A 25,674-nucleotide genomic window follows, 5' to 3' on the forward strand; every position below is an offset into this window, starting at 1 on the left:
GCGCGGATGCGTCGATGGGAGCTGATCGGCGGGCCGGGGAGCTGAGCCGGCCCGCCGATCAGCCCGTCAGGGTGCCCCTCAGCAGGCTGTCGCCGGAGTGGGCGGGCTGGTTGTCGTACTGCTCGGCGGAGACGTCGACCACCGAGTATGCCTGAAGATCAACATTCGGGGGCAGGGGCAGCAGGGCGTCGCCGGAGCTGCCCCGCAGCACACCCACCGAGAACATCTCCATGGTCGTCGGATTGATCAGCCAGACCTCGTAGTACCCCGTAACGTCCGGGAGATTCGCGACGTGCAGGTGCAGTCGTCCGTCGGCGAAGACCCGGGCGTCGCCCCGGGCGTCGGCCGGCGTGCTGCCGTACGCGGCCAGCGGCGCGCTGGCCAACACGTCCTGCCGGGGTGTCGTCCCCCGGTCGCCGAGGACGAGGACGGTGCCGAGCACCGCGATCGCGGCGGCGGCGGTAGCCGAGACGACGGTGGTCGCCCAACGCGGCCACCGCCGGGCCCGGCCCGCCGGTCGGGTGGCACGCCCCCCGCCGGGGGACGACGACCGCCGCCGGGACTCCGGCCGGCCACCGGTCACGGCCGCCGGCTGCCGGTCGCCGGTCGCCCCTGACGGCTGCCGGTCACCGCTCGCCGCAGCCGGGTGCCGGTCGCCCGTCACTCCGGCCGGAAGCCGGGTGGTCGGGCCGATGCCGTCGTCGGTCGCCGGACGTGCCGGTGTCGGGCCCGGCGCGAGATCCTGCCGGTGCGCCTCGGCCAGCGCCGGCACCTGCGCGACGGCGTCGAGTTCGGCAAGGATGCCCGCCCAGAGATGGGCCGGCGGGTCGGGCAGGGTGTGCAGGCCCTGGGTGCCCGCGCCCAGCCCGGCGACGTGCCGCAGCGACTCCAGCTCGTGCCGGCAGGTCACGCAGCCGCCGAGGTGGTCGGTCTCGCCGTGGTCCGCCTCGCTCTCACCGAGCGCCAGAAATATCAGCCGGTCGTGGTCCAGGTGCTGCACCGTCCACCTCCCATCTGCGTTTCAAGCTCGCCATGCCCCGCCTGATGTGGCTCTTGACCGTGCCCAGCGGCACCCCGGTCACCGTCGCGATCTGTTGGTGTGTCAGGTCGTCGTAGAAGGCCAGCTCCAGCATCCGTCGCTGATCGTCGGGGAGCCGGGCCAGTTCGTCGGCGACCACCAACCGGTCGACCACCGTGTCCGGGTCCCCGCCGGTGCCGACCGGTTCGGGTAGCTGCCGCACCGTCTCCACCACCCGGGCCTCCCGGGCCGAGGCGCGCAGCCGGTCGATCACCTTGCGCCGGCCGATGCCGAGCAGCCACCCGATCAACGAGCCCTTGGCCGGGTCGAAGGTCTCCCGCCCCAGCCAGGCGGCGACGAACGTCGCCTGGGTCACGTCCTCCGCGTCGCTGCGGTTGGCCAACGTGCTGGTCGCCAGGTGGAGCACGGCGCGGCCGAACCGGTCGTACGCCTCCCGCAGCGCGGTCTCGTCGCCCGCCCGGAAGCGCGCGGCCAACTCGTCGGGGGGTGGTTCGGGTTCGTGTCCTGCTGTTCCCACCGCTGTCACCGGGCGGGTCGCCTTCCCTGGGGCATGCCCGACTGTAACGCCCACAGCCTCCGCCCCACTCTCCTGGTCCGGTCCGCCTCCACTCGTCTCACCAGCTATTCGTCGCCGGAACCGGCCCCGGATGCACCCCCGGCGAAGAAAAAGAAAGTGGTGCCGGGCTGCATCCGACGGTGCGACGGGCGGCGTAACCCGTTCTGCAAGCCAGACCTGACGAACCAGCACCAATCACCAGGAGGCAGACATGCAGCTCGCTATCTTCCGTCGGGTCGCCGCAGGCGGCGCGGTGGCCGCTCTGGCCTTCGCCGGCGTCGGCGTCGCGACCACGGGCCCGGCGTACGCCGCCTCGTCCAAGGTCTCCGTCGTGCACGGCATCCCGGACACCCCGGTCGACGTCTACGTCAACGGCAAGAAGACCCTCGACAACTTCAAGCCCGGTGACGTCGCCGGCCCGCTGACCCTGCCCGAGGGCGAGTACGACATCGCCCTGACCAAGCCGGGCGAGCCGGTCGGCAGCGCGATCCTGAAGGTCGACGACGCCGAAGTGCCGGGCGGCGCCAACATCAGCCTCGCCGCGCACCTCGGCGCGGACGGCAAGCCGCAGATCACCCCGTTCGTCAACGACACCGCCAAGCTGGCCGCCGGCAAGGCCCGGCTGATCGTCAGGCACACCGCCGCCGCCCCGGCGGTCGACGTCCGGGCCGGTGGCAAGCCGGTCTTCGAGGACCTCACCAACCCGAAGGAGGCCAAGGCCGACGTCGACGCGGGCACGGTCAAGGCCGACGTGGTGCTGGCCGGCACCGACACCGTGGCGATCGGCCCGGCGGACCTCAACCTCAAGGAGGGCACCGCCACCATCGTCTACGCGATCGGCTCGGCCGAGGCCAAGAACCTCGACCTGGTCGCCCAGACCATCACCGGTCTGCACTCCGCCCCCGGCGGCGTGCCCAGCGGCACCGGCGGGCAGGCCGGCACCGGCGTCGACACCTGGTGGTACGTGCTGGCCGGTGCCGGCGTACTGCTGCTGGTCGGCGGCGGGGCGCGGGTGGCCGCCACCCGGACCGGTCGCCGGTGACGGTGCGACACCGCGGGGCGCTGGCGGCGATGGCCGCCGGCGTCGCCGCGCTCACCGTCGCCACCGTGGTCGCCTGCGGCTCGCAGCCGGCCGGGGACGTCGGCGCGGACGAGGCGGCGGCCCTGGCCAGCAGCAGCCCGCCGAGCCCGACGACCGGCACCGGCGGCGCACCGTCGGTGCCGGTGACCGCCGGTGACCTGCCGACCGGCGAACGGACCGTGCCGCCGGTGAAGCTGCGCATCCCGGCGATCGACGTCACCGCCACGGTCAACCCGGTGGGCGTCGACACCCGCACCGACGAGTTCGACGTCCCGCCGAGCGTGGACCAGATCGGCTGGTACCGGTATGGCCCCGGGCTGGAGACCGCCGCCGGCTCGGTGGTGATCGCCGGTCACGTCGACAGCTCGGAGCAGGGCAAGGGCGCGTTCTTCCGGCTCCGCGAACTCGACCGGGGGGACACCGTCACCGCCACCGGCGCGGACGGCAAGCAGAGCGCCTACCGGGTCGTCGCCCGCGAGGAGTACGCCAAGACGAAGATCCCGCTGGACCGGTACTTCGCCCGGGACGGCAAGCCGCGGCTGACCCTGATCACCTGCGGCGGGCCGTTCGACCCGAAGACCCGGCACTACCGGGACAACATCGTCGTCACCGCCGTACCGGCCTGAGACCGGGCCGGGGCCGATCCGGTCCCGGCCCGGCCCCTCCACGCTTCGGCAAAGGTGGTCCGGCATCCGATGGGCCGTGCGCTGGCCGTTACGCTGAACCGTGATGGCATACCTGGATCACGCGGCGACCACCCCGATGCTCGACGAGGCGTTGGAGGCGTACGTCGCCACCGCCCGCGAGGTCGGCAACGCGTCGTCGTTGCACGCGACGGGCCGGCGCGCCCGGCGTCGGGTGGAGGAGTCCCGCGAGCGGGTGGCCGCCGTGCTGGGCGCCCGCCCGTCCGAGGTCGTCTTCACCGGAGGCGGCACCGAGAGCGACAACCTCGCCGTCAAAGGCATCTTCTGGGCCCGGCGGGCCGCCCGGCCCGCCCGGTTCCGGGTGGTCTCCAGCGCGGTCGAGCACCACGCCGTCCTCGACGCGGTCGACTGGCTCGCCGACCACGAGGGCGCCGAGGTCGCCTGGCTGCCGGCCGACGCCGCCGGCAAGCTCGACCCGGCGCTGCTGCGCGCCGAGCTGGCCGCGCACGCCGACCGGGTCGCCGTGGTGACCGCGATGTGGGCCAACAACGAGGTCGGCACGGTGCAGCCGGTGGCGGAACTGGCCGCCGTCGCCGCCGAGCACGGGGTGCCGTTCCACACCGACGCGGTGCAGGCGGTCGGCCAGGTGCCTGTCGACTTCGCGGCCAGCGGTGTCTCCGCGCTCACCGTGACCGGACACAAGCTCGGCGGCCCGATCGGGGTGGGCGCGCTGCTGCTCGCCCGGGACGTCGCCGCCACCCCGCTGCTGCACGGCGGCGGGCAGGAGCGTGACGTCCGCTCCGGCACCCTGGACACCGCAGGCATCGTCGCCTTCGCGGTCGCCGTCGAGACAGCGGTCAAGGGCCAGCAGGAGTACGCGGCCCGGGTGGCGGCGCTCCGCGACGACCTGGTGCGGCGGGTCCGGGAGGCGGTGCCCGAGGTGGTGTTCAACGGCGACCCCGACGACCGGCTGCCCGGCAACGCGCACTTCTCCTTCCCCGGCTGCGAGGGGGACGCCCTGCTGCTCCTGCTCGACGCCCAGGGCATCGCCTGCTCCACCGGCTCGGCCTGTTCGGCCGGAGTGGCCCAGCCCAGTCACGTGCTGCTGGCGATGGGTGCCGACCACGACCGGGCCCGGTCCTCGTTGCGTCTGACCCTCGGCCACACCAGCACCCCCGCCGACGTCGACGCCCTCATCGCGGCTCTCCCCGCCGCCGTCGACCGCGCCCGCCGGGCCGCCGCCCTCCGCACCCCCCGCTGACCCTCCCCTCCCTCACCGCGCCCGGCCCCGCCGCGCCTCGCCTCGCCTCCGGCCCGGCCCGGCCCCGCCTCGCCCGGCCCGGTGATCAAGAGGTTTACGTCACCCCTGGGCCGGATGCTGACGTAAACCTCTTGATCACCCGCTCCTACCGGTCCGTTTCTGCCGGCGTCCACCCCCACCCCAGCGCGCGCGCCTGCCAGGCTTCCCCTGGCTGCGGGGCGGTGGTGGTGTTCGGTGATCAAGAGGTTCAGGTCAGGAATTGGCGCTGGGATGACGTAAACCTCTTGATCACCGGGCCGGGCCGGGCCGGGGCGGGGCGGGGCAGGGCAGGGCAGGACGGAGCGGGGGCGGGCGCGGGGCGGGCGGGAGCGGGGGACGGGACGGGGTGGGGTGGGTGGGTAGGCTCGGTGGGGAAGGGAGCGTGGGCTGGTGAAGGTTCTGGCGGCGATGTCGGGCGGGGTGGACTCCGCCGTCGCGGCGGCGCGGGCGGTGGACGCAGGGCACGACGTGACCGGGGTGCACCTGGCGCTGGCCCGTAATCCGCAGACCTTCCGCACCGGGGCCCGGGGGTGCTGCACGCTGGAGGATTCCCGGGACGCGCGCCGGGCCGCCGACGTCATCGGCATCCCCTTCTACGTGTGGGACATGGCCGACCGTTTCCACGCCGACGTGGTGGACGACTTCGTCGCCGAGTACGCGGCCGGTCGTACCCCGAACCCGTGCCTGCGCTGCAACGAGAAGATCAAGTTCGCGGCGGTGCTGGACCGGGCCGTGGCCCTCGGCTTCGACGCCGTGGTCACCGGCCACCACGCCCGGCTCGGCCCCGACGGGCTGCTGCGTCGCAGCGTCGACCTCGCCAAGGATCAGTCGTACGTGCTGGCGGTGCTCACCCGTGCGCAGCTCGACCGGGCGATGTTCCCGCTCGGTGACGCCACCAAGGCCGAGGTGCGGGCCGAGGCGGCCCGGCGTGACCTGGCGGTGGCCGAGAAGCCCGACTCGCACGACATCTGCTTCATCGCCGACGGCGACACCCGGGGGTTCCTCGCCGGGCGGCTCGGCGAGACCCCCGGCGCGGTGGTCGACGCGCTGACCGGCGCGGTCGTCGGCAGCCACACCGGCGCGTACGCCTACACGGTGGGCCAGCGGCGCGGCCTGCACCTGGACCGACCGGCCCCGGACGGCCGACCCCGCTACGTGCTCTCCATCACCCCGAAGACCAACACGGTCACCGTCGGCCCCGCCGAGGCGCTGGAGGTCTCCCTGGTCCGGGCCACCCGTCCGGTCTGGACCGGGGGTGACCTGCCGACCGTGCCGACCGGGTGCGAGGTGCAGTTGCGGGCGCACGGCGACGTCGTACCGGCCACCGTACGGGTGGACGGCGACAACCTCACCGCCGAGCTGGGCCGTCCCGTGCGCGGGGTGGCCGCCGGGCAGGCCGTGGTGGCGTACCGGTCGGACCCGGCCGGTGACGTGGTGCTCGGCTCCGCCACCATCACCGGCTGACCCACCGGGCGGGTGCGCCGACCGATGCCGGTTACCCTTCGGCCGTGACCCAACAGCAGCTCTGGCCCTGGCCGGCGGGCGCGGCGACCGGCATCGGTTCGCTGCCCGGCACCGACATCGCCGAGGCGCAACGGATCGTCCTGGGTGAACTGCCCGCCCTGCCCCACCTGCCGGAGCTGCCCGCCCGGGGGCCGGGCGCCGACCTGGTCGGGCGGACCGGTGGGCTGCTCGTGGAGCTGCCGGTCGAGCTGTACGCCGCGCGCTGGCGGATCGCCCCCCGCCCGGGCCGGGACCTGCGCCGTGCCCGGGACCTGATGGAACGCGACCTCGACCAGCTCGCCGAGCAGGCCGAGGCGTACGCCGGGCCGGTGAAGGTGCAGGCGGCCGGGCCGTTCACCCTGGCCACGGCGGTCGAACTGCCGGTCGGTGGTCGGCTGCTGCGCGACCCGGGCGCGGTGCGGGAGCTGACCGCGTCCCTGGCCGAAGGGCTGCGGCTGCACGTCGCGGCCGTGGCCCGCCGGTTGCCCCGGGCGTCGGTGCTGCTCCAGCTCGACGAGCCGTCGCTGCCGGCGGCGTTGGCCGGCCGGGTCCGCACCGAGAGTGGCCTGGGCACCTACCGGCCGGTCGACCCGGCCGTCGCCCGTACCCTGCTCGGCGAAGTGATCACGGCGGCCGGGGTGCCGACGGTGGTGCACTGCTGCGCCCCGGACGTGCCGCTGGAGCTGATCCGTACCGCCGGGGCGGTCGGGGCGGCGCTGGATCTCGCCCTGGTCACCGACCTGGACCCGCTGGGCGAGGCGATCGACGCCGGCCTCGGCCTGCTGGCCGGGGTGGCACCGACCCTGCCGCCGTCGGCCGGCGTCGCGCCGACCTCGGCACAGCTCGCCGACCGGGTACGCGGACTCTGGGACCGGCTCGGTTTTCCGCGCCGCCAACTCGCCGAGCAGGTGGTGGTCACCCCCGCCTGTGGCCTGGCCGGGGCCACCCCCGGGTACGCCCGCGCGGTGCTCACCGCCTGCCGGGACGCCGGCCGCCGGCTGCACGAGGAGTGAAGGTTTTCCGTCGTACCCGGTGGGCAGGATGACGGTCATGATTGGACAACTGCGGTCCGTCGCCATCGACTGTCCCGACCCGCGAGCCCTGGCCAATTTCTACGCCGAGCTGCTCGGCCTGCCCCTGGCCGAGGAGGACTCCGACGGCAACGAGTGGGTGGTGCTCGGCGGCCCGGTCGGGCACCAGCCCCGGCTCGCCTTCCAGCAGGCACCCGACCTGATTCCCCCGGCCTGGCCCGATCCGGCGCGCCCACAGCAGTTCCACCTCGACGTCACTGTCGACGACATCGAGGTGGCCGAGAAGGCGGCGCTCGCCCTGGGCGCCCGCCGGCTGCCCGGCGAGGGGGAGGGCTTCCGGGTGTACGCCGACCCGGTGGGCCACCCGTTCTGCCTCTGCTGGGACTGACTCTCCCGGGAGCACGACCCGCGACGGGCGGCCCGGACCGGGTCGGCCGTCGCCGGGCGGCCCGACCTGCCGCGTCGGGCGGCCCGACCTGCCGCGTCGGGCGGCCCGGAGTGCCGGGGTGGTGCGGGCGGGGCATGATCGGGTGCGTGATCGACTCCTCGCTGCGCCGTGCCTCCGGTTCGCTGTTCGGGCTCGCCTACGGCGATGCGCTCGGCAAGCCGACCGAGTTCCTCACCGTCACCGAGATCCACCGTCGCTACGGCCCGACCGGGCCACGGGAACTCGTCGGCGATCCGGTGCTGGTCACCGACGACACCCAGATGGCGCTCGCGGTCGCCTGGGCGCTGCACGACGCGCCGGAGCACACCGCCGGGGCAGTCGAGCCGCTGCTGCGGCGGCGCTTCCTGGACTGGGCGGCCAGCCCGGACAACAACCGGGCACCGGGGATGACCTGCCTGCGGGCGTGCGGCGAGTTGGGCCGGGGGCTGCCCTGGCAGCAGGCCACGGTGGTCGACTCGAAGGGGTGCGGGGCGAACATGCGGGTCACCCCGGTCGGGCTGCTCGACGTCGACCCGGACACCCTCGCCGGGTTGTCCCAGCTCCAGGCCGGTCTCACCCACGGTCACCCGACCGGGCTGGCCGCCAGCGAGCTGACCGCGTACGCGGTGCGGTTGCTGCGCGACGGCGCGGCACCGGCGCGACTGCCCGGCCTGCTCGTCGACCGGGCCCGCAGCCAGCGCGGCCGTTACCGGGACGACTGGCTGGGCGACCTGTGGCAGCGTGCCGGTGCGGGCGCCCCGGAGCAGTTCAGCGCCGCCGGCTGGGACGAGTGCCTGTCGGCGCTGGACCGGCTGGCCGCCGCGCTGCGCCGGCCGGACGACGGTGACGACCCCTGCCGGCTCACCGGTGAGGGCTGGATCGCCGAGGAGGCGCTGGCGACCGCGCTGCTGTGCGTGCTGCGGCACCCCGACGACCCGGTGGCCGCGATCGGCCGGGGTGCGAGCACCGCCGGCGACTCCGACTCGATCGCCGCGCTGGCCGGCGCGTTCCTCGGCGCGGCCCACGGGATGTCCGGCTGGCCGGCCGACTGGTCCACCCGCATCGAGTACGCCGACCAGCTCGCCACCCTCGGCGCGACCTGGGACTGACCCGCCCGATCGGCCGGATGCCGCGCCGTCGCGGTGCCGGCCGGCACAAACGGGGATGCCGGGCCGGTGCGCTGCTCAGGCCGGGCTGCGCCGCCCGTGCAGGCGTTTCACCTGACGCCACAGCGCCGGGTCGCAGCTACCGGCCCGGCGGGAGAACGCGTCGGCGGGGATACGCAGCGGCTCGGCGAGATCCAGCCAGCTGTCGTGGTCGGCGTCCGGGTCCCAGTCCCGGGTCGGGATCGGCACGTGGTCGTCCCGGTCGCTCTTGTCCTGGCTGGTGATCTTCAGGACCTCCGCGCCCCGGTCGTCGGCGCGTACCACCAGGCAGGGCCGGACCTTCGAGCCGGTGCCGTCGTGGAACGGCACGTCCGCCCACCAGATGTCACCCGGCCGGGGCGTCCCGGTGGGGGTGCGGGGGCGGGGCGGCGCGGTCGGGCGGGCCCGGTCCCGGGGCGGGGTGCCCCGCTCCGGCCGGGTGCGCCCGCCACCGCTCGACGGGCGACCACCCCGGCGTCGCCACTCGTTCCACACCCAGCCGGCGGCGACCGCCAGGACGATCAGCAGCCCCCACAGCAACCACTGCGGCATCGGTACCCCCGACTCCCTCCCGGGCGGCCACCGCCGCCGACGTGGGGCGATCGTCGCATGCTGCGGGGCCGGCCGCCCGTCGGGCGGGGTGGGGGAGGCGGCCGAATGTCCTACCGGCCGGTTACCGTGCACCAGTAGCGTGATCACGGGGGAGGTTCGCACGGTGTCCGGAGGCGACAGGGTGTCGGAAGAAGAGATTCCCCAGCAGGTCAGCGCGGAGCAGGAGGCGGCGGCCGGCGGCGAGCCCACCCCCGAGGCCCGGGAACGGCACGCCACGTTGAGCCAGGAGCTGACCGAACACCAGTACCGCTACTACGTCCTCGACGCGCCGACCATCACCGACGCCGAGTTCGACAGGCAGCTGCGCGAGCTGGAGGCGTTGGAGGCGGATTACCCGGCGCTGCGTACCCCCGACTCGCCGACACAGCGGGTCGGCGGCACCTTCTCCACCGACTTCACCCCGGTCACCCACGCCGAGCGGATGCTCTCGCTGGACAACGCCTTCGCCGACGAGGAACTGGCCGCCTGGGCCGAGCGGGTCGAGCGGGACGCCGGTGGCCCGGTGCCCTACCTGTGCGAGCTGAAGGTCGACGGCCTGGCCATCAACCTGACCTACGAGAAGGGCCGGCTGGTCCGGGCGGCCACCCGGGGCGACGGGCGTACCGGCGAGGACGTCACCGCCAACGTCCGCAGCATCCGCGACGTGCCGGCCCGGCTCACCCCCTCCGACGAGTTCCCCGACGTGCCGGAGCTGCTGGAGGTGCGGGGCGAGATCTACTTCCCGGTCGCCGGGTTCGCCGACCTCAACGCCAGCCTGGTCGAGCAGGGCAAGGCGCCGTTCGCCAACCCGCGCAACGCCGCCGCCGGCAGCCTGCGCCAGAAGGACCCCCGGATCACCGCGTCCCGGCCGCTGCGGCTGGTGGTGCACGGCACCGGTGCCCGCGCCGGCTTCCGGCCGGCCACCCAGTCCGAGTCGTACGCGGCGCTCAAGGCGTGGGGGCTGCCGACCAGCGACCGCTGGCGGGTGGTGCCCGACCTGGCCGGCGTGGCGGAGTACATCGCCCACTACGCCGAACACCGGCACGACGTCGAACACGAGATCGACGGGGTGGTGGTCAAGGTCGACCCGGTGCCCATCCAGGGCCGGCTCGGCTCGACCAGCCGGGCACCCCGCTGGGCGATCGCCTTCAAGTACCCGCCGGAGGAGGTCAACACCCGGCTGCTCGACATCGAGGTCGGCGTCGGGCGGACGGGCCGGATCACCCCGTACGCGGTGCTGGAGCCGGTGCACGTGGCCGGTTCGACGGTCGCCCAGGCCACCCTGCACAACGCCCGCGAGGTCGAGCGCAAGGGGGTGCTGATCGGCGACACGGTGGTGCTGCGCAAGGCCGGCGACGTGATCCCCGAGGTGCTCGGCCCGGTGGTCGAGCTGCGTCCCGCCGACGCCCGCCCGTTCGTCATGCCCACCCACTGCCCGTCCTGCGGCACGGCGCTCGCCCCGGCCAAGGAGAGCGACGTCGACATCCGCTGCCCGAACTCCCGCAGCTGCCCGGCGCAGCTGCGGGAACGGGTCTTCCACCTGGCCGGGCGGGGTGCGTTCGACATCGAGGTGCTCGGCTACAAGGGTGCCGCCGCGCTGCTCGACGCCGCGATCATCAGCGACGAGGGGGACCTGTTCGCCCTCGACGCCGCGCAGCTCGCCCGGTCGCCGTTCTTCGTCAACAAGGACGGCAGTCTCGGCACCAACGCCACCAAGCTGCTCGACAACCTCGCCGTGGCCCGGGAACGCGACCTGTGGCGGGTGCTGGTGGCGCTCTCCATCCGGCACGTCGGGCCGACCGCCGCGCAGGCCCTGGCCCGGCACTTCCGCTCCGTCGAGGCGATCGAGGCGGCCGCCGAGGAGGAACTGTCCTCGGTCGACGGGGTCGGCCCGACCATCGCCGCCAGCATCACGGAGTGGTTCGCCGTCGACTGGCACCGCGACGTGGTCCGCAAGTGGGCCGAGGCGGGCGTCCGGATGGCCGAGGAGGCGGTCGACGAGGGGCCCCGCCCGTTGGAGGGCGTCACCGTGGTGGTGACCGGCACCCTCGCCGGGTTCAGCCGGGACCAGGCGGCCGAGGCGATCCAGACCCGGGGCGGCAAGGTCACCGGCTCGGTCTCCAAGAAGACCGGCTTCGTGGTGGTGGGCGACAACCCCGGTTCCAAGGCCGACAAGGCGGCCGGCCTCAAGGTGCCGGTGCTCGACGAGGACGGTTTCCGGGTGCTCCTCGATGCCGGCCCGGACGCGGCCCGCGAGGTGGCCCGGGTCGACGAGGGCTGACCGCCAGACCACCCGGCCCGCTGCACCCATAGGTGAATCTCGGCCCGTATACCAACTTAGTCACGACTACGACCGATTCGCGGCTGTCGTGCGGGTCCACCGACGCCCAGGGCGTTTCATGGTGGCAGGTGTACGGCCGGCGTACACCCTGATGGGCGTGCCCGGGAGGTGCGATGGAGACCGCCGACCCCCGTAACTCGTTCCCGGGTGGGCGGGAGGGGCCGTTCCTGGGCCTCGTCACCGGGGTGCTCGGCCTGGCCGCCCTGGTCTCCGTCGCGTCGCTGGTCGACCTCGTCGACCGGCCCGACGGGCTGCCGGCGGCGTTCTGGACGATGGCGGTGCTCGCGGTCGGCTGCGACGCCCGCCCCTTCGTGCCCTCCGGCCGCCGGCAGACCTCGGCGGTCTTCCCGTCCACCTGCTTCACCTTCGCCATCCTGCTCGGCTGGGGCCTCGGCCCGGCGGTGCTCGTGCAGGCTCTCGCGGTCACCGTGTCGGGTGTCCGGCTGGGGCACGCCCCCTGGCGGACCACCTTCAACGCCGCCCAGTACGCCTGCGCGCTCGCCGCCGCCCACCTGGTGCTGCGGTCCGGGCCCGGGGGCCTGTTCGACGGCGACCGGTTGGGCTGGACCGACGTGCTCGCCGTGGGCGGCGCGACGGTCACCTGGTTCGTCGTCAACTACGGCCTGGTCAGCACCGCGCTGCGGCTGCGCTTCGGCGGCCGGTGGTGGCCGGCGGTCCGGCAGGGGTTGCCGTTCGAGCTGCTCTCCACCGGCTCGCTGCTGCTGCTCGCCCCCGTTCTGGTCACCGCCGCGCGGGCCAGCGCCGCGCTGATCCCACTGGTGCTGGTGCCGCTGTTCGCGGTCTACCGGATGGCCCACCTCTCCGACGAACAGGTCCAGCTCGCCGCCCTCGACCCGTTGACCGGTCTGCCCAACCGCAAGGCGCTGCTCGCCGAGGTGGCCGAGCAGGTGCACCGGCACGCCGAGCGGGTCGCCCGGGGGGAACCGGGGGCGCGGGTGGCGCTCCTGCTGATCGACCTGGACCGGTTCAAGAACGTCAACGACGCGCTCGGCCACGCCGTCGGCGACCGGCTGCTGGTCGAGGTGGGTGCCCGGCTCGCCGGCGTGGTCGGCGAGCGGGACCTGCTGGCCCGGCTCGGCGGGGACGAGTTCGCCATCGTCGCCGGTGGGCTCGACGGTGTCGACGAGGCGCGTGAGCTGGCCGGGCGGGTGGTCGCCGCGCTGACCGAGCCGGTGTCGCTGGACGGCCTGCCGCTCGACGTCGGTGGCTCGATCGGCATCGCGCTCTTCCCCGACCACGGCGAGGACTACGCCACCCTGATGCGTCACGCCGACGTCGCCATGTACGACGCGAAGCACCGCAACGACACCGTCGCCGTGTACGCCGCCGAGTCCGACCACAACTCCGCCGAGCGGTTGGCGCTCCTGGCCGACCTGCGGCGCGTACTGGAGAACGGGCCGGTGGCCGGGTCGACCGTGCGCGGCGGTGACGGCGCGGCGCTGCCACCCCGGCTGGCCCCCGACGACGGACCCGGCGATGCCCCGCGCCCCGCCGTCGGCGGCGGACCGGGCAGCGGACCGGGCCCCGGCCTCGGGAGGGGCCCCGGCAGCGGCGTGCGCACCGACCCCGGCGGCGGCCCGGGCGTCGGCGGCACCGGCCGGTGGTGGCTGCCCCGGCGGCGCTCCCGGCCCGCCCCGGCGCACCCCGACGAACTGCTGAACCGCATCCTCACCGGAGCCGACCCGGTCCGCCGGCACGGCCCACCGGAGCACCCGCCGGCCGGACCGGCCCCGGACACCGGGCCGGCGGCGACGCCCCCCGCCCCGGCGGCCGAGGTCGGCGAGATCACCATGTACTACCAACCGCAGGTCGCCATCGCCACCGGCGAGGTGGTCGGGGTGGAGGCGCTGCTGCGCTGGCGGCACCCGCGCCGGGGGATGGTCGACCCGGAGGAGCTGATCCGGGTCGCCGAGCAGAGCGCCGTGATGCGCCTGCTCACCTACCGGGTGATCGACGACGTGGTGGCGCAGCTGGCGAAGTGGTCGGCCGCCGGCACCACGCTGCGGGCGGCGCTCAACGTCAGCGTCCGCGACCTGCACACCGGGGAGATCGTCGACCGGATCGCCGACCGGCTCGCCGGCCACGGGGTACGCCCGGACCGGCTGCAACTGGAGATCACCGAGGGGGCGCTGATGGCCGACCCCCGGCGGGTGCTCGCCACCATCACCCGGCTGCACCAGCTCGGGGTGGCCATCTCGCTCGACGACTTCGGCACCGGCTACTCGTCGTTGCAGCACCTGCGCCGGCTGCCGCTGTCCGAGGTGAAGGTGGACCGGTCGTTCGTGCTGGGGATGGCCGGCGACGCCGACGACGCGGCGATCGTCAGGTCGACCATCGAGCTGGCCGGCGCGCTCGGCCTGCGGGTGGTGGCGGAGGGGGTGGAGGACGAACGGACCTGGCGGCTGCTGCACGCGGCCGGCTGTGACGCCGCGCAGGGCTGGTTCTACGCCCGCCCGATGCCCGCTGACGAGTTGACCGCCTGGCTGGCCCGGTACCGGCCGCTGAGCCCCGTGCCCAGCCCGGACGCCGAGATCCCCCGCCGGCACGCCCGCTGACGGTCGCCGGCACACCCCGAGGGCCCGGGTGGGCGGCCCCGGACCGGCCGGCGGCCCGGACGCGGGGGGAGTCGGAGGCGTCGGGTCCGGCGCAGGACAATAGACTCGCTCCGGTCACCGCGCGTCATCCCGTCGACGTCGCGGCCGGCCCACCCGCACGCAGCAGCACAGCCACGAAGGGGGCACCGATGGCCGCCATCTCCCGCGAGGAGGTCGCGCACCTCGCGCGACTGTCGCGGCTCGCCGTCACCGAGGAGGAGCTGGACACCTTCGCCGGTCAACTCGACGTGATCCTCCAGTCGGTCGCGCAGGTCGGCGAGGTCACGGCGGCGGACATTCCGCCGACCTCCCACTCGGTGCCGCTGACCAACGTGCTCCGCGACGACGTGGTGGTGCCCGGACTGACCCCGCAGGAGGCGCTGTCGGGTGCCCCCGACGTCGCCGAGCAGCGGTTCCGCGTCCCGCGCATCCTGGACGAGGACGTGGCGTCGTGAGCGGCTGTGTGGTTGACACCGGGCGTGACAGGCGAACCATCGAGCCCAGTGCGCCGGCTGCCCGGGGCACCGGTGAGCGGAGCGAGGCGACGGCATGACCGACCTGACCAGAATGACCGCGACCGACCTGGCCGGGCTGGTGGCCTCGGGGGAGACCTCCGCCGTCGAGGTGACCCGGGCCCACCTGGACCGGATCGCCGCCGTCGACGACCGGGTGCACGCGTTCCTGCACGTCGACACCGAGGGGGCGCTGGCCGCCGCCCGCGCCGTCGACGAGCGCCGGGCCGCCGGTGAGCAGCTGGGGCCGCTGGCCGGGGTGCCGGTGGCGGTGAAGGACGTGCTCACCACGAAGGGTGTGCCGACCACCGTCGGCTCGAAGATCCTCGAAGGCTGGCGTCCGCCGTACGACGCGACGATCGTGCAGCGGCTGCGCGCGGCCGGCACGGTGATGCTCGGCAAGACCAACATGGACGAGTTCGCGATGGGCTCCTCCACGGAATACTCGGCGTACGGCCCGACCCACAACCCGTGGGACACCGACCGGATCCCGGGCGGCTCGGGTGGGGGCAGTGCCGCCGCGCTGGCCGCGTACGAGGCCCCGCTGGCCATCGGTTCCGACACCGGTGGCTCGATCCGCCAGCCCGGCGCGGTCACCGGCACCGTCGGCGCGAAGCCCACCTACGGCGGCACCTCCCGGTACGGCCTGGTCGCGTTCTCCTCCTCGCTGGACACCCCCGGCCCGTGCGCCCGCACGGTGCTCGACGCGGCGCTGCTGCACCAGGTCATCGGCGGGCACGACCCGCGCGACTCCACCTCCATCCCGCAGCCGGTGCCGGACGTGGTGGCCGCCGCGAAACTCGGCGCGACAGGCGACCTGACCGGGGTGAAGCTCGGCATCGTCAAGGAGTTCACCGGTGAGGGTGCGGAGCCGGGCGTGATGGCCGCGTTCCGCGAGTCGGTGGACACCCTGGCCAAGCTGGGCGCCGAGATCGTCGAGGTGTCCTGCCCGCACTTCCGGTACGCGCTGCCGGCGTACTACCTGATCGCGCCCAGCGAGTGCTCCTCCAACCTGGCCCGGTTCGACGGGGTCCGGTTCGGGCTGCGGGTCGGCGACGACGGCAACCGGTCGCTGGAGGAGGTCATGTCGCTGACCCGGGAGGCCGGGTTCGGGGCCGAGGTCAAGCGGCGGATCATGGTCGGCACGTACGCGCTGTCGTCGGGCTACTACGACGCCTACTACGGGCAGGCGCAGAAGGTCCGTACCCTGATCACCAGGGACTTCACCGCGGCGTTCGAGCAGGTCGACGCGCTGATCTCGCCCACCACGCCGTTCGTGGCGTTCCCGATCGGGGCGCGCACCGCCGACCCGTACCAGATGTACCTGGCGGACCTGTTCACCATCCCGACGAACCTGTACGGCGGGCCGGGCATCTCGGTGCCGTGCGGCCTGTCCGAGGGGCTGCCCGTCGGTCTGCAGGTGATGGCCCCGACGATGGCCGACGACCGGATGTACCGGGTCGCCGCCGCGCTGGAGTCCGTGGTCGGCACGTTCACCCCACCGGCACTGTGAGGCTGGAGTTCAGATGACGACGACACTGCCCGCGTACGACGAGGTCGTTGCGCGTTACGAGCCGGTGATCGGCCTGGAGACCCACGTCGAGCTGGGCACGAACACCAAGATGTTCTGCGGCTGCCCGACCGACTTCGGCGGCGAGCCGAACACCCGGGTCTGCCCGGTGTGCCTGGGCCTGCCCGGGTCGCTGCCGGTGGCGAACAGGGCGGCGATCGAGGCGACCATCCGGATCGGCCTGGCGCTGAACTGTTCCATCGCGCAGTGGTGCCGGTTCGCCCGGAAGAACTACTTCTACCCGGACATGCCGAAGGACTTCCAGATCAGCCAGTACGACGAGCCGCTGTGCTCCGACGGCTACCTGGACGTCGAGGTCGACGGCGAGCTGGTGCGGATCGGCATCGAGCGGGTGCACCTGGAGGAGGACACCGGCAAGACGCTGCACGTCGGCGGGGCCACCGGCCGGATCCACGGCGCGACCGAGTCGCTCGTCGACTACAACCGGGCCGGCATCCCCCTGGTGGAGATCGTCACCAAGCCGGTTCCGGGCACCGGCGCGCTCGCCCCCGAGGTGGCCAAGGCGTACGTGACCGAGCTGCGGGACGTGCTGCGCTCGCTGGGCGTCTCCGACGTCCGGATGGAGGAGGGGTCGCTGCGCTGCGACGTCAACACCTCCCTCAACCTGCCGGGACAGGAGTGGGGCACCCGCACCGAGACCAAGAACGTCAACTCGTTGCGGTCGGTGGAGCGGGCGGTCCGCTCGGAGATCCTGCGCCAGGCGTCGGTGCTGGACGCGGGCGGCCGGATCACCCAGGAGACCCGGCACTTCCACGAGGACACCGGGGACACCACGCCGGGCCGGTCCAAGGAGACCGCAACCGACTACCGGTACTTCCCCGAGCCGGATCTGGTGCCGCTCGCCCCGGACACCGCCTGGGTGGCCGAGCTGAAGGCGGCCCTGCCGGAGCTGCCCCGGCTGCACCGCCGCCGGCTCCAGGAGCAGTGGGGCCTGTCCGACCTCGACATGCAGTCGGTGCTCAACGCCGGTGCGGTCGAGCTGATCGAGGCGACCGTGGCGGCCGGCACCACCCCGGCGGCGGCCCGCAAGTGGTGGCTGGGTGAGTTGTCCCGCCGGGCCAACGAGACCGGCACCGAGCTGGCCGACATCGGGGCCACCCCGGCACAGGTCGCCGAGCTCCAGGGCCTGGTCGACGCCGGCAAGCTCAACGACAAGCTGGCCCGGACGGTGCTGGAGGGCGTGGTGGCCGGCGAGGGCTCGCCGACCGAGATCATGACCAACCGGGGCCTGGAGGTGGTCTCCGACACCGGCGCGCTCACCGCCGCCGTCGACGAGGCGATCGCCGCCAACCCGGGCATCGCCGACAAGATCCGCAGCGGCAAGGTCGCCGCTGCCGGTGCGCTGGTCGGCGCGGTGATGAAGGCCACCCGTGGCCAGGCCGACGCCAAGACCGTCCGTGACCTGGTCCTGGAGCGCCTCGGCGTCCAGGGCTGACCCGACCGGGCCGGGGCCGAGGGTTCCCGCCCGCGACCGGCGAGGGCCGCCGTCGTGACCCGACGGTGGCCCTCACCCTCTTCCCCCGGGGTACGCGCGCGACCCGCGCGACCCCCCACCGAGGGCGTCAACGGCGACGCCCGGATGGAGTCCCCGTGAACGAGCACGACCTCGACGTCCTCGACGAGATCCAGCGGCGGGTGCTGTGGCTCGCCACCCGGATCGTGGACGCGGCCAACCACGACCGGGACACCGGCGACGGGGTGAAGGTCGGCGGCCACCAGGCGTCCAGCGCCTCCCTGGTCACCGCGATGACCGCGCTGTGGTTCGCCCACCTGGACGCCGAGGACCGGGTGGCGGTCAAGCCGCACGCCTCCCCGGTGTTCCACGCGATCCAGTACCTGCTCGGCAACCTGGACCGGTCATACCTGACGAGGCTGCGGGCGCGGGGCGGGTTGCAGTCGTACCCGTCGCGGACCAAGGACCCGGACGAGGTGGACTTCTCCACCGGCTCCGTCGGGTTGGGCGCGGCGGCACCGCTGTTCGCCGCGGTGACCCGCCGCTACGTCGACGCCCACTTCGGGACCCGCCCGCACTCGCGGTTCGTCGCGTTGATCGGCGACGCCGAGCTGGACGAGGGGAACATCTGGGAGGCGGTCGCCGACCCGGCCACCAGCGGCCTGGGCAACGTGATGTGGTTGGTCGACTTCAATCGGCAGTCGCTGGACCGGGTGGTGCCCGGCATCCGGATCGACCAGTGGCGGGGGCAGTTCGAGGCCGCCGGTTGGCACGTCGTCGAGGTCAAGTACGGCCGCCGGCTCGCCCAGGCGTACGCCCGGCCGGGTGGGGCGGCGCTGCGCGACTGGATCGACCGGATGCCCAACGAGCAGTACCAGTCGCTGTTCGGGCTGACCGGGCCGGCGCTGCGGCAGCAGTTCCTGGACGGCGCGCCCGACGGCATCGCCGGGTTCATCGCCGACCTGACCGACGAGGAGTTGGCCCCACTCGTCACCGACCTCGGCGGGCACGACCTGGAGGCGATGCTCGACGCGTACGCCCAGTGCGACGCGGTGACCGACCGGCCCAGCGTCGTCTTCGCGTACACGGTCAAGGGGTGGGGGTTGCCGATCGCCGGCAACCCGCGCAACCATTCCGCGCTGCTGTCCACCGCGCAGGTCGACGCGCTGCGCGCGGCGCACGGCCTGACCGCGGCGACCGAGTGGGACCGGCTCGACCCGGCGAGCCCGGCCGGCATCCGGGCCGGCGCGCGCCGCGAGGCGCTGGCCCGGGCGCCCCGCCAACGGTCGCTGGGGGTCACCGTCCCGGAGGCCACCGGGGTACGCACGCAGAAGCCGGTCTCCACCCAGGAGGCCTTCGGCCGGGTGCTGGTGGAGCTGGCCCGGGATCCGCAGGTCGCGCCCTACCTGGTCACCACCGCGCCGGACGTGGCGACCTCCACCAACCTGGCCGGGTTCATCAACCGGACCGGGGTGTTCGCCCCGACCGAGCGGCGGTCCTGGTCGCAGGACCGGATGCTGCGCTGGACGGAGAGCCCCGCCGGGCAGCACATCGAACTGGGCATCTCCGAGATGAACCTGTTCCTGCTGCTGGGGCAGCTCGGCCTGTCGTGGGACCTGTCCGGGCAGCCGCTGCTGCCGGTCGGCACGGTCTACGACCCGTTCGTGCTGCGCGGGCTGGACGCCTTCCTCTACGGCACCTACTCGGGTTCCCGGTTCGTGGTGGCCGGCACCCCGTCGGGTGTCACCCTGGCCCCGGAGGGCGGCGCGCACCAGTCCACCATCACCGCGTCCGTCGGCCTGGAACTGCCAGGCGTGACCCTCTGCGAGCCGGCCTACGCCACCAGTCTCGACTGGCTGCTCTGCGACGCGCTCGGGCAGATCGCGCAGGGGGCCGCGCCGGCCGCCACCGCCGCGCCGGCCGAGGACGGGGCCTACTACTTCCGGTTGAGCACCCGTCCGTTGGACCAGTCGCCGTTCGAGGCGGCCCGGGTCCGCCTCGGCGACGCGGTGCTGCGCCGGCAGGTGGTCGCCGGGGCGTACCGGCTGGTGGACGCGCACCAGGCGCATCCGCAGCTGGCCGACGCGCCGGTGGTGACCCTGGCCGCCTCCGGGGCGGTGCTGCCGGAGACGCTGGCCGCCGCCGCCGAGTTGGCCGAGGAGGGCATCGCCGCGCACGTGGTCGATGTGACCAGCCTGGACCGGCTCTACCGGGCCTGGCAGCGCACCCTGCGCCAGGGCGTGCGTACGGCGACCGTGCCGAGCGTGCCGGGGGCGTTGCGGGCGGCCTTCGGGGACCGTACCCCGCTGGTGACCGTGCACGACGCCGCCTCGCACGCGATGGCCTGGCTCGGCTCGGCGCTCGGGGTGCCGGCGGTGCCGCTGGGGGTGGACGAGTTCGGCCAGTCCGGCAGCGTCCGTGAGCTGTACGAGCTGCACGACCTGCTTCCCGGCAGCATCGTCAACGCCGCCCTGGCCGCCCTGTCGCTGCGCTGACCGCTGCCCTGCCTCTCCCCTCCCTGCCCCGCCTGCTCTGCCCGCCGCTGGCGGGTGTCGTGCCCCGCCATCCACCGGTGGAACGTGTCGCTGACCTGATTACTCTCCGTGTTTCCATGACCGGTGCTGGCTGTGGTCACCCTCAGTGTTCGATGTGGCGGCTCCCATGACTCAGGTGCGCCTCCTTTGCTCTGCTGCCATGGCGGCGACAAGCTGCTGATTAGGGGAAATGTCGACGACTGTTGGCGGCGTCGAGCATCGGTGCCATAACGCAGGGTGACTGTCGCTGTGAGGGCAGCAGAGCAAAGTCTCCGAGAGTGGGTAGGTGGGTGCGGCGCGGCGGTCACCTTCGGTGACGTCGGGCGGAGGGTGGGGCCCGGGTGAGGCGGGGCGCATCCGCGAGTCGCGGCCCGACGGTCGAGGCGCAGCCACGGCCGCCGGCTCTGCGCTGCCGGCCCGCATGGGCCGGCTGACCGCCGCCGCCCGGGCCGCCCTGTCGCTGCGCTGACCGCTGGTGCGTCAGCCGGTCGGGCTGAGGGTCGGTGAGGTGGGGGCCGTGCCGGTCCCGGACGGGGACGGGGACTCCGAGCCGCCCCGGGTCGGGGTGGGGGTGACCGGGACGTCGGCGCCCTTCGCCGGGTCGCGGATCACGTGCCGTTCCAGGTTCACCTGGGCCTGCCCGGTACCGCCGACGGTGATGTCGTCGTAGGCCTGGAGCAGCTTCTGCTGGTCGAAGTAGAGCACCGTCATCGACAGCGGGGTCGGCTTCTCGCCCTCCAGGCCGCGCAGCCCGGCACCACCGGTCGAGCCCTCCACCATCAGCTGCGTCGGCTGCTGGCCGTCCACCTGCGGCAGCTTGGAGATCTGCCGGGCGTGGGTGTGCCCGGCCAGCACCAGTGGGCAGGTGCCCGAGAGCGGGCCGGCCGAGGCCGGGTCGTGCACCAGCGCGATGTTCACCGGTCGCGGCGAGTCGCGGACCGTGGTGGCGAGCGTCTCGCCGGCCCCGATCACCTGGTTGGCTACCTGCGCGGTGAGCCCGCTGCCGGCCGGAGAGGTCTCCTTGTCCGGGGTGAACCGGGGGTCGCCGATGCCGGCGATGGTGAGGCCGGCGACGGTGGTGGTCGAGTTGTTCAGCACGACCGCGTTCGGCTGCCGGGCCACCGCCGCCGCCGTCCGGGGTGAGTCGTGGTTGCCGCGGATGTAGACGTACGGCTTCTTGAGCAGCCCGATCGAGCCGACGTACGACGCCTCGGGTTCGCTGCCCCAGTCGGTCAGGTCACCGGTGTCGATCACCACGTCGATGCCGAACTGTTCGACCACGGTGCGGATCAGCTGCCAGCCCGTCGGGTTGAGGTGCATGTCGGAGACGTGCAGCACCCGGGTGGTGCCCGGTGCCGGTTCGTACACCGGCAGCGCCGACACCGTGGTGTAGAGCTGGCTGACGTTGCCGACCAGCCGCTGCAACTGCTCGGCGTAGCGGCTGTAGTCGTTGGCGATCCGCCGCGCGTCACCGACGATCGCCGGGGCGTTGACCAGCAGACCCTCGTAGCGGGGTTCCTCGATGGCCTGCGGGCGGATGGTGCCGGCGGCCAGGCCGAGACTACCGGCGGTGACCGCCAGGGCCACCCCGCCGGCCCAGGCGGTCCGCCGGGTGTCCCGGAAGACCAGCGCGGCCAGCAGCAGGGTGACCAGCACGGCCGCCCCGAGGGTACGCAGCCCGAGCCGCAGCACCCCGTTGCGGACGTCGGTCACCGCCGACTGGCTGGCCCGGCTGATGCTGGCCGGGTCGTCGATCAACGCCTCGGTCTTGCGCTGGTCCAGCGCGCCGAGGCCGACCGTCAGGTGGGTGGGGCCCTGGTGGCTGTCGAGTTGGAGCGCCCCCAGCGGGGGGATGTCGACGGTGGTGCCGCCCCGCACCGCCGGGGCGAGGGTCAGGTCGGCGCGGAACGGGCCGATGTCGGTGCTGACCCGGCCGCCGGCGAACACGCCGATGACCGTCCCGGTCAGGGCGACCAGCAGCACCGCCAGCACCACGCCGGCCCGTCGGGCCCGGGTCGACCGCAGGGCCGACCACCAGGTCCGCCAGCGTCGCTCACGCCGGGCGGGAAGGTCCGTCTCCCCAGGCCCGCGTTGCTCGTTCTCCTGACCGCCCATGATGAGATTCTGACCTGCCCCGTGAAAGATCTTGGCAAACCCGTCAGACGGGCAGCCGATCCGCCCGTTACCTGCCCGGCTGTCCGGCCCGTCGGCGTGTCGTCAGCTCCGGCCGGCCCCACCCTCGGCGAAGACCAGCCGCAGCAGCCGGTCGTCCTCCGGGGTCGGCTGACCCCGCCCGTCGTGGTTGGAGGTGGACACCCAGAGCGAACCGTCCGGGGCGGCGGCGACCGCCCGCAACCGGCCGTACTTCCCGGTGAGCAGTTCCCGGGGTGCGCCGAGCGCGGTGCCGGCGTCGGTCAGCTCCACCAGCCAGAGCCGCTCCCCGCGCAGACAGGCGGCGGCCAGCAGCCGGCCCGTGGCCGCCAGCCCCGAACAGGACGCCTCGTCGGTGCCCCACTGCACGACCGGGTCGACGAACCTGCCGTCGCCGGCCTGCCCCTCCACCGTCGGCCAGCCGTAGTTCGCCCCCTTGTCGATCTTGTTGATCTCGTCCCAGGTGTTCTGCCCGAACTCGGTGGCGTACATCCGCTTCCCGGCGTCCCAGGCCAGGCCCTGCACGTTGCGGTGCCCCAGGGACCAGACCGGCGAGCCGGGGAACGGGTTGCCCGCCGCCGGCTTGCCGTCCGGGGTGATCCGCAGGATCTTGCCGGCCAGGCTGGCGCGGTCCTGGGCGGCGTCCCGGTCACCGGCGTCACCGGTGCTGACGTAGAGCTGCCCGTCCGGGCCGAACGCCAACCCGCCGCCGTTGTGGTTGCCGGACTTCGGGATGCCGGTCAAGACCGGGGTGGGGGTGCCGCCCAACGTCAACCGGGCCACCCGGTTGTCCTGCTCGGTGGTGTAGTAGACGAAGACCGTCCGGTCCTGCGCGTACGCCGGGGAGACGGCGATGCCGAGCAGGCCCGCCTCGCCGGACGCGGCCACCCCCGGCACGGTCTGCGCCGGAGTGACGGTCAACCCCTGCGGCCCCGACTCCGGCCCGACCTTGAGGATCCTGCCGCTGTCCCGCTCGGTGACCAGCGCCGCCCCGTCGGGCAGGAAGGCGATGCCCCACGGCACCCGCAGCCCCTTGGCCAGGACCGTGGCCACCACCTGCTGCTCGGGGGTGTTCGCCGACGCCGACGGGGTCGGCAGGTTGGGCGGCTCACCGGCCGGATCGGGCTCCGGCGGGCCGAAACTGCACCCGGTCAGCAGCAGCGCGGCACCGGAGGCCGCCAGGGCCGCGCGGACCCGGACGGTGCGGGGGTACGGGAGACGGGCGCTCACCCGCCCCAGCCTAGCCCGCGAATCCGGACCGGCCGGGCCACCCGGGCCGGGACCGGCGGCCGGCCGACCCCTCAACGGGCCCGCAGGGCCAGCAGCGCCACGTCGTCCTCGCGCCGGTGCCCGGCGCCGAGCAGCAGGTCACACAGTTCGGCGGCAGGTCGGGTACCGGTGGCGGCGACCCGGGCGCACAACTGGGCCATGCCCTCGTCGATCGGCTGGTCCCGCCGCTCCACCAGCCCGTCGGTGTAGAGCAGCAGGGTGTCCCCGGGGGCGAGCAGCACCTCCGCCCCGGTGCGTGGGGTCGGCCGGGTCAGCCCCAGCAGCGGCTCCCGCCGGCCGTCGAGCAGCCGTACCGTGCCGTCGGCGGTGACCAGCAGCGGCGCGGGATGACCGGCGTTGCACCAGGTGACCGCCACCCCGTCCGGGACCGGTCGGAGCCGGGCCAGCACCGCCGTGGCGGCGGTCGGGATGCGCAACCCCGAGATGGTGGCGTCCAACCGCCGCATCAGCTCCTCGACCGGGTCGTCCCGGCCGAACGCGTTGCCCCGCACCAGGTTGCGTAGCTGTCCCATGGTCGCGGCGGCCTCGATGTCGTGGCCGGCGACGTCGCCGATCGCCGCCACCAGGTCGCCGTCGGGCTGGACGAAGGCGTCGTACCAGTCGCCGCCCACCTCCACCCGGTCGGCGGCCGGCTGGTAGCGGGCCGCCAGCTCCACCCACGGGCTCTGCGGCAACTGCGGCAGCATGCTGTGTTGCAGCACCTCGGCGACGTGCCGCTGCTCGCCGTAGATCCAGCCGTTGCCGACCGCCTGCCCGGCGCGCCGGCCGATCTCCAGGGCGGTGCCCAGGTCGTCGTCGTCGAAGGCCCGTCGGTCCGGCCCGTTGACCAGGGTCACCGCGCCCATCACCGTGCCCCGGCCGGGGGCCGGCACCGGCACGGTCAGGTGCGAGGCGAAACCCAGCCGGTCGGCGAGCGCCACCAGCTCCGGGGCGTCGCTGGCCCGGCGGACGTCGTCCAGGTCGGCCACACCGCACAGCACCGGCTGGCCCGTCCGCAGCACCGTCCGGGTGACCGAGGCGGGGCCGAGCCGGCGCAGCGCCACCTCGCCGAACCGGGCGATGTCGGCGGCGCGGGCCGGGTCGCGGTGCACGGCGGTCACCCAACGGGGTGTGCCGCCCTGGTCGATCAGGGTCACCATGGCCCAGTCGGCCAGCCGGGGCACCACCGCGTCGGCCAGCCGCCCCACCGCCGTCTCCACGTCGAGCGTCCCGGTCAGCTCCTCGCTGAGCGAGGCGAGCAGGTTGAGCCGTTCGTGTGCCTGCTCGACCAGCCGGCGGGCCGCCTCGGCCGCGTCCAGGGCGATCCGCAGCCGCAGCTCCGACGAGCAGGCCGCCGCCAGGTCGGCAAGTGTCCTTAGCTGCGCCTTCGTCCAGGCCCGGGGCTTGCTGTCGATCGCGCACAGCGAGCCGAGCACCCGCCCGTCCAGGTCGGTCAGCGGCATCCCGGCGTAAGCGACGACGCCCAGCTCCGGCACGGCCAGGTTGTCCCGCACCCGGGGGTAGAGCCGGGCGTCCGGCAGCACCAGCGGAATCTCCGTGTCGATCACGTGCTGGCAGAACGAGTGGCTCAGCGGGGTCTGCCGGCGGGCGGCCCACGGCTCGGGCAGCCCGACCGCGCCGGGGAAGAACTGCCGGGTCTCGGTGACCAGCGAGACCAGTGCCACCGGCACGTCGAGCAGGTCGCTGACCAGCCTGGCGAACCGGTCGAACGCCTCGTCCGGGGTGGCGTCCAGGCCGGTCTCGGTCAACGACCGCAGCCGGGCCGGATCGGCCAGCGCGGCGACGTCCAGGTCCGGCCGTACGGTGCGTTCGGTCATCGACCACCTGTCTGCCGTGATGGGGAGGACACCGTTCGGCGCTCCGACCCCCG

Annotated in this window: 19 protein-coding genes; 13 read left to right on the top strand and 6 right to left on the bottom strand. The window is 74.2% G+C overall.

What is annotated here, in order from left to right; genetic code table 11:
* Positions 1–58: 58 nt before the first annotated feature.
* Both JQN84_RS02480 and JQN84_RS02485 read right to left on the bottom strand, forming a co-directional pair.
* Complete coding sequence (locus JQN84_RS02480; RefSeq protein WP_204956762.1) at positions 59–1,000, bottom strand: anti-sigma factor; 942 nt, start codon at positions 998–1,000, stop codon at positions 59–61.
* Positions 954–1,556, bottom strand: coding sequence for an RNA polymerase sigma factor (locus JQN84_RS02485; protein WP_281899975.1), 603 nt, complete (start codon positions 1,554–1,556; stop codon positions 954–956). The genes JQN84_RS02480 and JQN84_RS02485 overlap by 47 nt, the downstream gene beginning before the upstream one ends.
* A gap of 250 nt (positions 1,557–1,806) precedes the next feature.
* Here JQN84_RS02485 and JQN84_RS02490 point away from each other — a divergent pair, with 250 nt between their 5' ends.
* The 7 genes from JQN84_RS02490 to JQN84_RS02520 all read left to right on the top strand — a co-directional run bounded on the left by JQN84_RS02490 (position 1,807) and on the right by JQN84_RS02520 (position 8,690).
* Entirely contained in the window at positions 1,807–2,637 is an 831-nt protein-coding gene (locus JQN84_RS02490) for a DUF4397 domain-containing protein (protein ID WP_204956764.1), read from the top strand.
* Positions 2,634–3,302, top strand: coding sequence for a class F sortase (locus JQN84_RS02495; RefSeq protein WP_204956765.1), 669 nt, complete (start codon positions 2,634–2,636; stop codon positions 3,300–3,302). Before JQN84_RS02490 ends, JQN84_RS02495 begins: the two co-directional genes overlap by 4 nt.
* 103 nt (positions 3,303–3,405) lie before the next feature.
* Complete coding sequence (locus JQN84_RS02500) at positions 3,406–4,581, top strand: cysteine desulfurase family protein (protein ID WP_204956766.1); 1,176 nt, start codon at positions 3,406–3,408, stop codon at positions 4,579–4,581.
* A 429-nt stretch (positions 4,582–5,010) separates the two neighbouring features.
* Positions 5,011–6,084 carry a tRNA 2-thiouridine(34) synthase MnmA gene (mnmA, locus tag JQN84_RS02505; RefSeq protein WP_204956767.1) on the top strand — a complete coding sequence of 358 codons (1,074 nt, stop codon included), beginning with the start codon at positions 5,011–5,013 and terminating at the stop codon, positions 6,082–6,084.
* A 44-nt stretch (positions 6,085–6,128) separates the two neighbouring features.
* Positions 6,129–7,136 carry a methionine synthase gene (locus JQN84_RS02510; protein WP_204956768.1) on the top strand — a complete coding sequence of 336 codons (1,008 nt, stop codon included), beginning with the start codon at positions 6,129–6,131 and terminating at the stop codon, positions 7,134–7,136.
* Between the two features lie 37 nt (positions 7,137–7,173).
* On the top strand, positions 7,174–7,542 hold the full coding sequence (locus JQN84_RS02515) for a VOC family protein (RefSeq protein WP_204956769.1): 369 nt from the start codon (positions 7,174–7,176) through the stop codon (positions 7,540–7,542).
* A gap of 134 nt (positions 7,543–7,676) precedes the next feature.
* Positions 7,677–8,690, top strand: coding sequence for an ADP-ribosylglycohydrolase family protein (locus JQN84_RS02520; protein ID WP_204956770.1), 1,014 nt, complete (start codon positions 7,677–7,679; stop codon positions 8,688–8,690).
* 75 nt (positions 8,691–8,765) lie between these two features.
* Here JQN84_RS02520 and JQN84_RS02525 read toward each other — a convergent pair whose 3' ends face one another.
* A complete protein-coding gene (locus JQN84_RS02525) occupies positions 8,766–9,278 on the bottom strand; it encodes a type II toxin-antitoxin system PemK/MazF family toxin (protein WP_204956771.1) in 513 nt (170 codons plus the stop codon).
* Positions 9,279–9,459: 181 nt separating this feature from the next.
* Between JQN84_RS02525 and ligA the strand changes: the two genes are divergently transcribed.
* The 6 genes from ligA to JQN84_RS02555 all read left to right on the top strand — a co-directional run bounded on the left by ligA (position 9,460) and on the right by JQN84_RS02555 (position 20,324).
* Positions 9,460–11,598 carry an NAD-dependent DNA ligase LigA gene (ligA, locus tag JQN84_RS02530; protein WP_204956772.1) on the top strand — a complete coding sequence of 713 codons (2,139 nt, stop codon included), beginning with the start codon at positions 9,460–9,462 and terminating at the stop codon, positions 11,596–11,598.
* Positions 11,599–11,771: 173 nt separating this feature from the next.
* Entirely contained in the window at positions 11,772–14,234 is a 2,463-nt protein-coding gene (locus JQN84_RS02535; RefSeq protein WP_204956773.1) for a putative bifunctional diguanylate cyclase/phosphodiesterase, read from the top strand.
* A gap of 188 nt (positions 14,235–14,422) precedes the next feature.
* Positions 14,423–14,728 carry an Asp-tRNA(Asn)/Glu-tRNA(Gln) amidotransferase subunit GatC gene (gene gatC / locus JQN84_RS02540; protein ID WP_088641698.1) on the top strand — a complete coding sequence of 102 codons (306 nt, stop codon included), beginning with the start codon at positions 14,423–14,425 and terminating at the stop codon, positions 14,726–14,728.
* 94 nt (positions 14,729–14,822) lie between these two features.
* A complete protein-coding gene (gene gatA, locus JQN84_RS02545) occupies positions 14,823–16,298 on the top strand; it encodes an Asp-tRNA(Asn)/Glu-tRNA(Gln) amidotransferase subunit GatA (RefSeq protein WP_204956774.1) in 1,476 nt (491 codons plus the stop codon).
* A 13-nt stretch (positions 16,299–16,311) separates the two neighbouring features.
* On the top strand, positions 16,312–17,811 hold the full coding sequence (gatB, locus tag JQN84_RS02550; protein ID WP_204956775.1) for an Asp-tRNA(Asn)/Glu-tRNA(Gln) amidotransferase subunit GatB: 1,500 nt from the start codon (positions 16,312–16,314) through the stop codon (positions 17,809–17,811).
* Positions 17,812–17,966: 155 nt separating this feature from the next.
* Positions 17,967–20,324 (top strand): thiamine pyrophosphate-binding protein, encoded by a 2,358-nt coding sequence (locus tag JQN84_RS02555; RefSeq protein WP_204956776.1) that lies wholly within the window; start codon positions 17,967–17,969, stop codon positions 20,322–20,324.
* Positions 20,325–20,843: 519 nt separating this feature from the next.
* Here JQN84_RS02555 and JQN84_RS02560 read toward each other — a convergent pair.
* From JQN84_RS02560 to JQN84_RS02570, 3 genes are all read right to left on the bottom strand, one after another.
* Positions 20,844–22,478: a metallophosphoesterase gene (locus JQN84_RS02560; RefSeq protein WP_204956777.1), complete on the bottom strand. Its 1,635-nt coding sequence runs from the start codon at positions 22,476–22,478 to the stop codon at positions 20,844–20,846.
* Positions 22,479–22,580: 102 nt separating this feature from the next.
* Positions 22,581–23,744, bottom strand: a complete 1,164-nt coding sequence (locus JQN84_RS02565; protein WP_194821141.1) for a PQQ-dependent sugar dehydrogenase — start codon at positions 23,742–23,744, stop codon at positions 22,581–22,583.
* Positions 23,745–23,815: 71 nt separating this feature from the next.
* On the bottom strand, positions 23,816–25,621 hold the full coding sequence (locus JQN84_RS02570) for a GAF domain-containing SpoIIE family protein phosphatase (RefSeq protein ID WP_204956778.1): 1,806 nt from the start codon (positions 25,619–25,621) through the stop codon (positions 23,816–23,818).
* Positions 25,622–25,674 lie beyond the last annotated feature (53 nt).

The sequence above is a fragment of the Micromonospora humidisoli genome (assembly GCF_016900955.1).
GTDB classification, from domain to species: domain Bacteria; phylum Actinomycetota; class Actinomycetes; order Mycobacteriales; family Micromonosporaceae; genus Micromonospora; species Micromonospora wenchangensis.

Excerpts from the sequence above, each read along its gene's own strand:
- gatA (WP_204956774.1), top strand. The coding sequence starts at position 14,823 with ATGACCGACCTGACCAGAATGACCGCGACCGACCTGGCCGGGCTGGTG.
- gatB (WP_204956775.1), top strand. The coding sequence starts at position 16,312 with ATGACGACGACACTGCCCGCGTACGACGAGGTCGTTGCGCGTTACGAG.
- JQN84_RS02535 (WP_204956773.1), top strand. The coding sequence starts at position 11,772 with ATGGAGACCGCCGACCCCCGTAACTCGTTCCCGGGTGGGCGGGAGGGG.
- JQN84_RS02490 (WP_204956764.1), top strand. The coding sequence starts at position 1,807 with ATGCAGCTCGCTATCTTCCGTCGGGTCGCCGCAGGCGGCGCGGTGGCC.
- gatC (WP_088641698.1), top strand. The coding sequence starts at position 14,423 with ATGGCCGCCATCTCCCGCGAGGAGGTCGCGCACCTCGCGCGACTGTCG.
- JQN84_RS02515 (WP_204956769.1), top strand. The coding sequence starts at position 7,174 with ATGATTGGACAACTGCGGTCCGTCGCCATCGACTGTCCCGACCCGCGA.
- JQN84_RS02570 (WP_204956778.1), bottom strand. The coding sequence starts at position 25,621 with ATGACCGAACGCACCGTACGGCCGGACCTGGACGTCGCCGCGCTGGCC.
- JQN84_RS02500 (WP_204956766.1), top strand. The coding sequence starts at position 3,406 with ATGGCATACCTGGATCACGCGGCGACCACCCCGATGCTCGACGAGGCG.
- JQN84_RS02560 (WP_204956777.1), bottom strand. The coding sequence starts at position 22,478 with ATGGGCGGTCAGGAGAACGAGCAACGCGGGCCTGGGGAGACGGACCTT.
- JQN84_RS02520 (WP_204956770.1), top strand. The coding sequence starts at position 7,677 with ATGATCGGGTGCGTGATCGACTCCTCGCTGCGCCGTGCCTCCGGTTCG.
- JQN84_RS02525 (WP_204956771.1), bottom strand. The coding sequence starts at position 9,278 with ATGCCGCAGTGGTTGCTGTGGGGGCTGCTGATCGTCCTGGCGGTCGCC.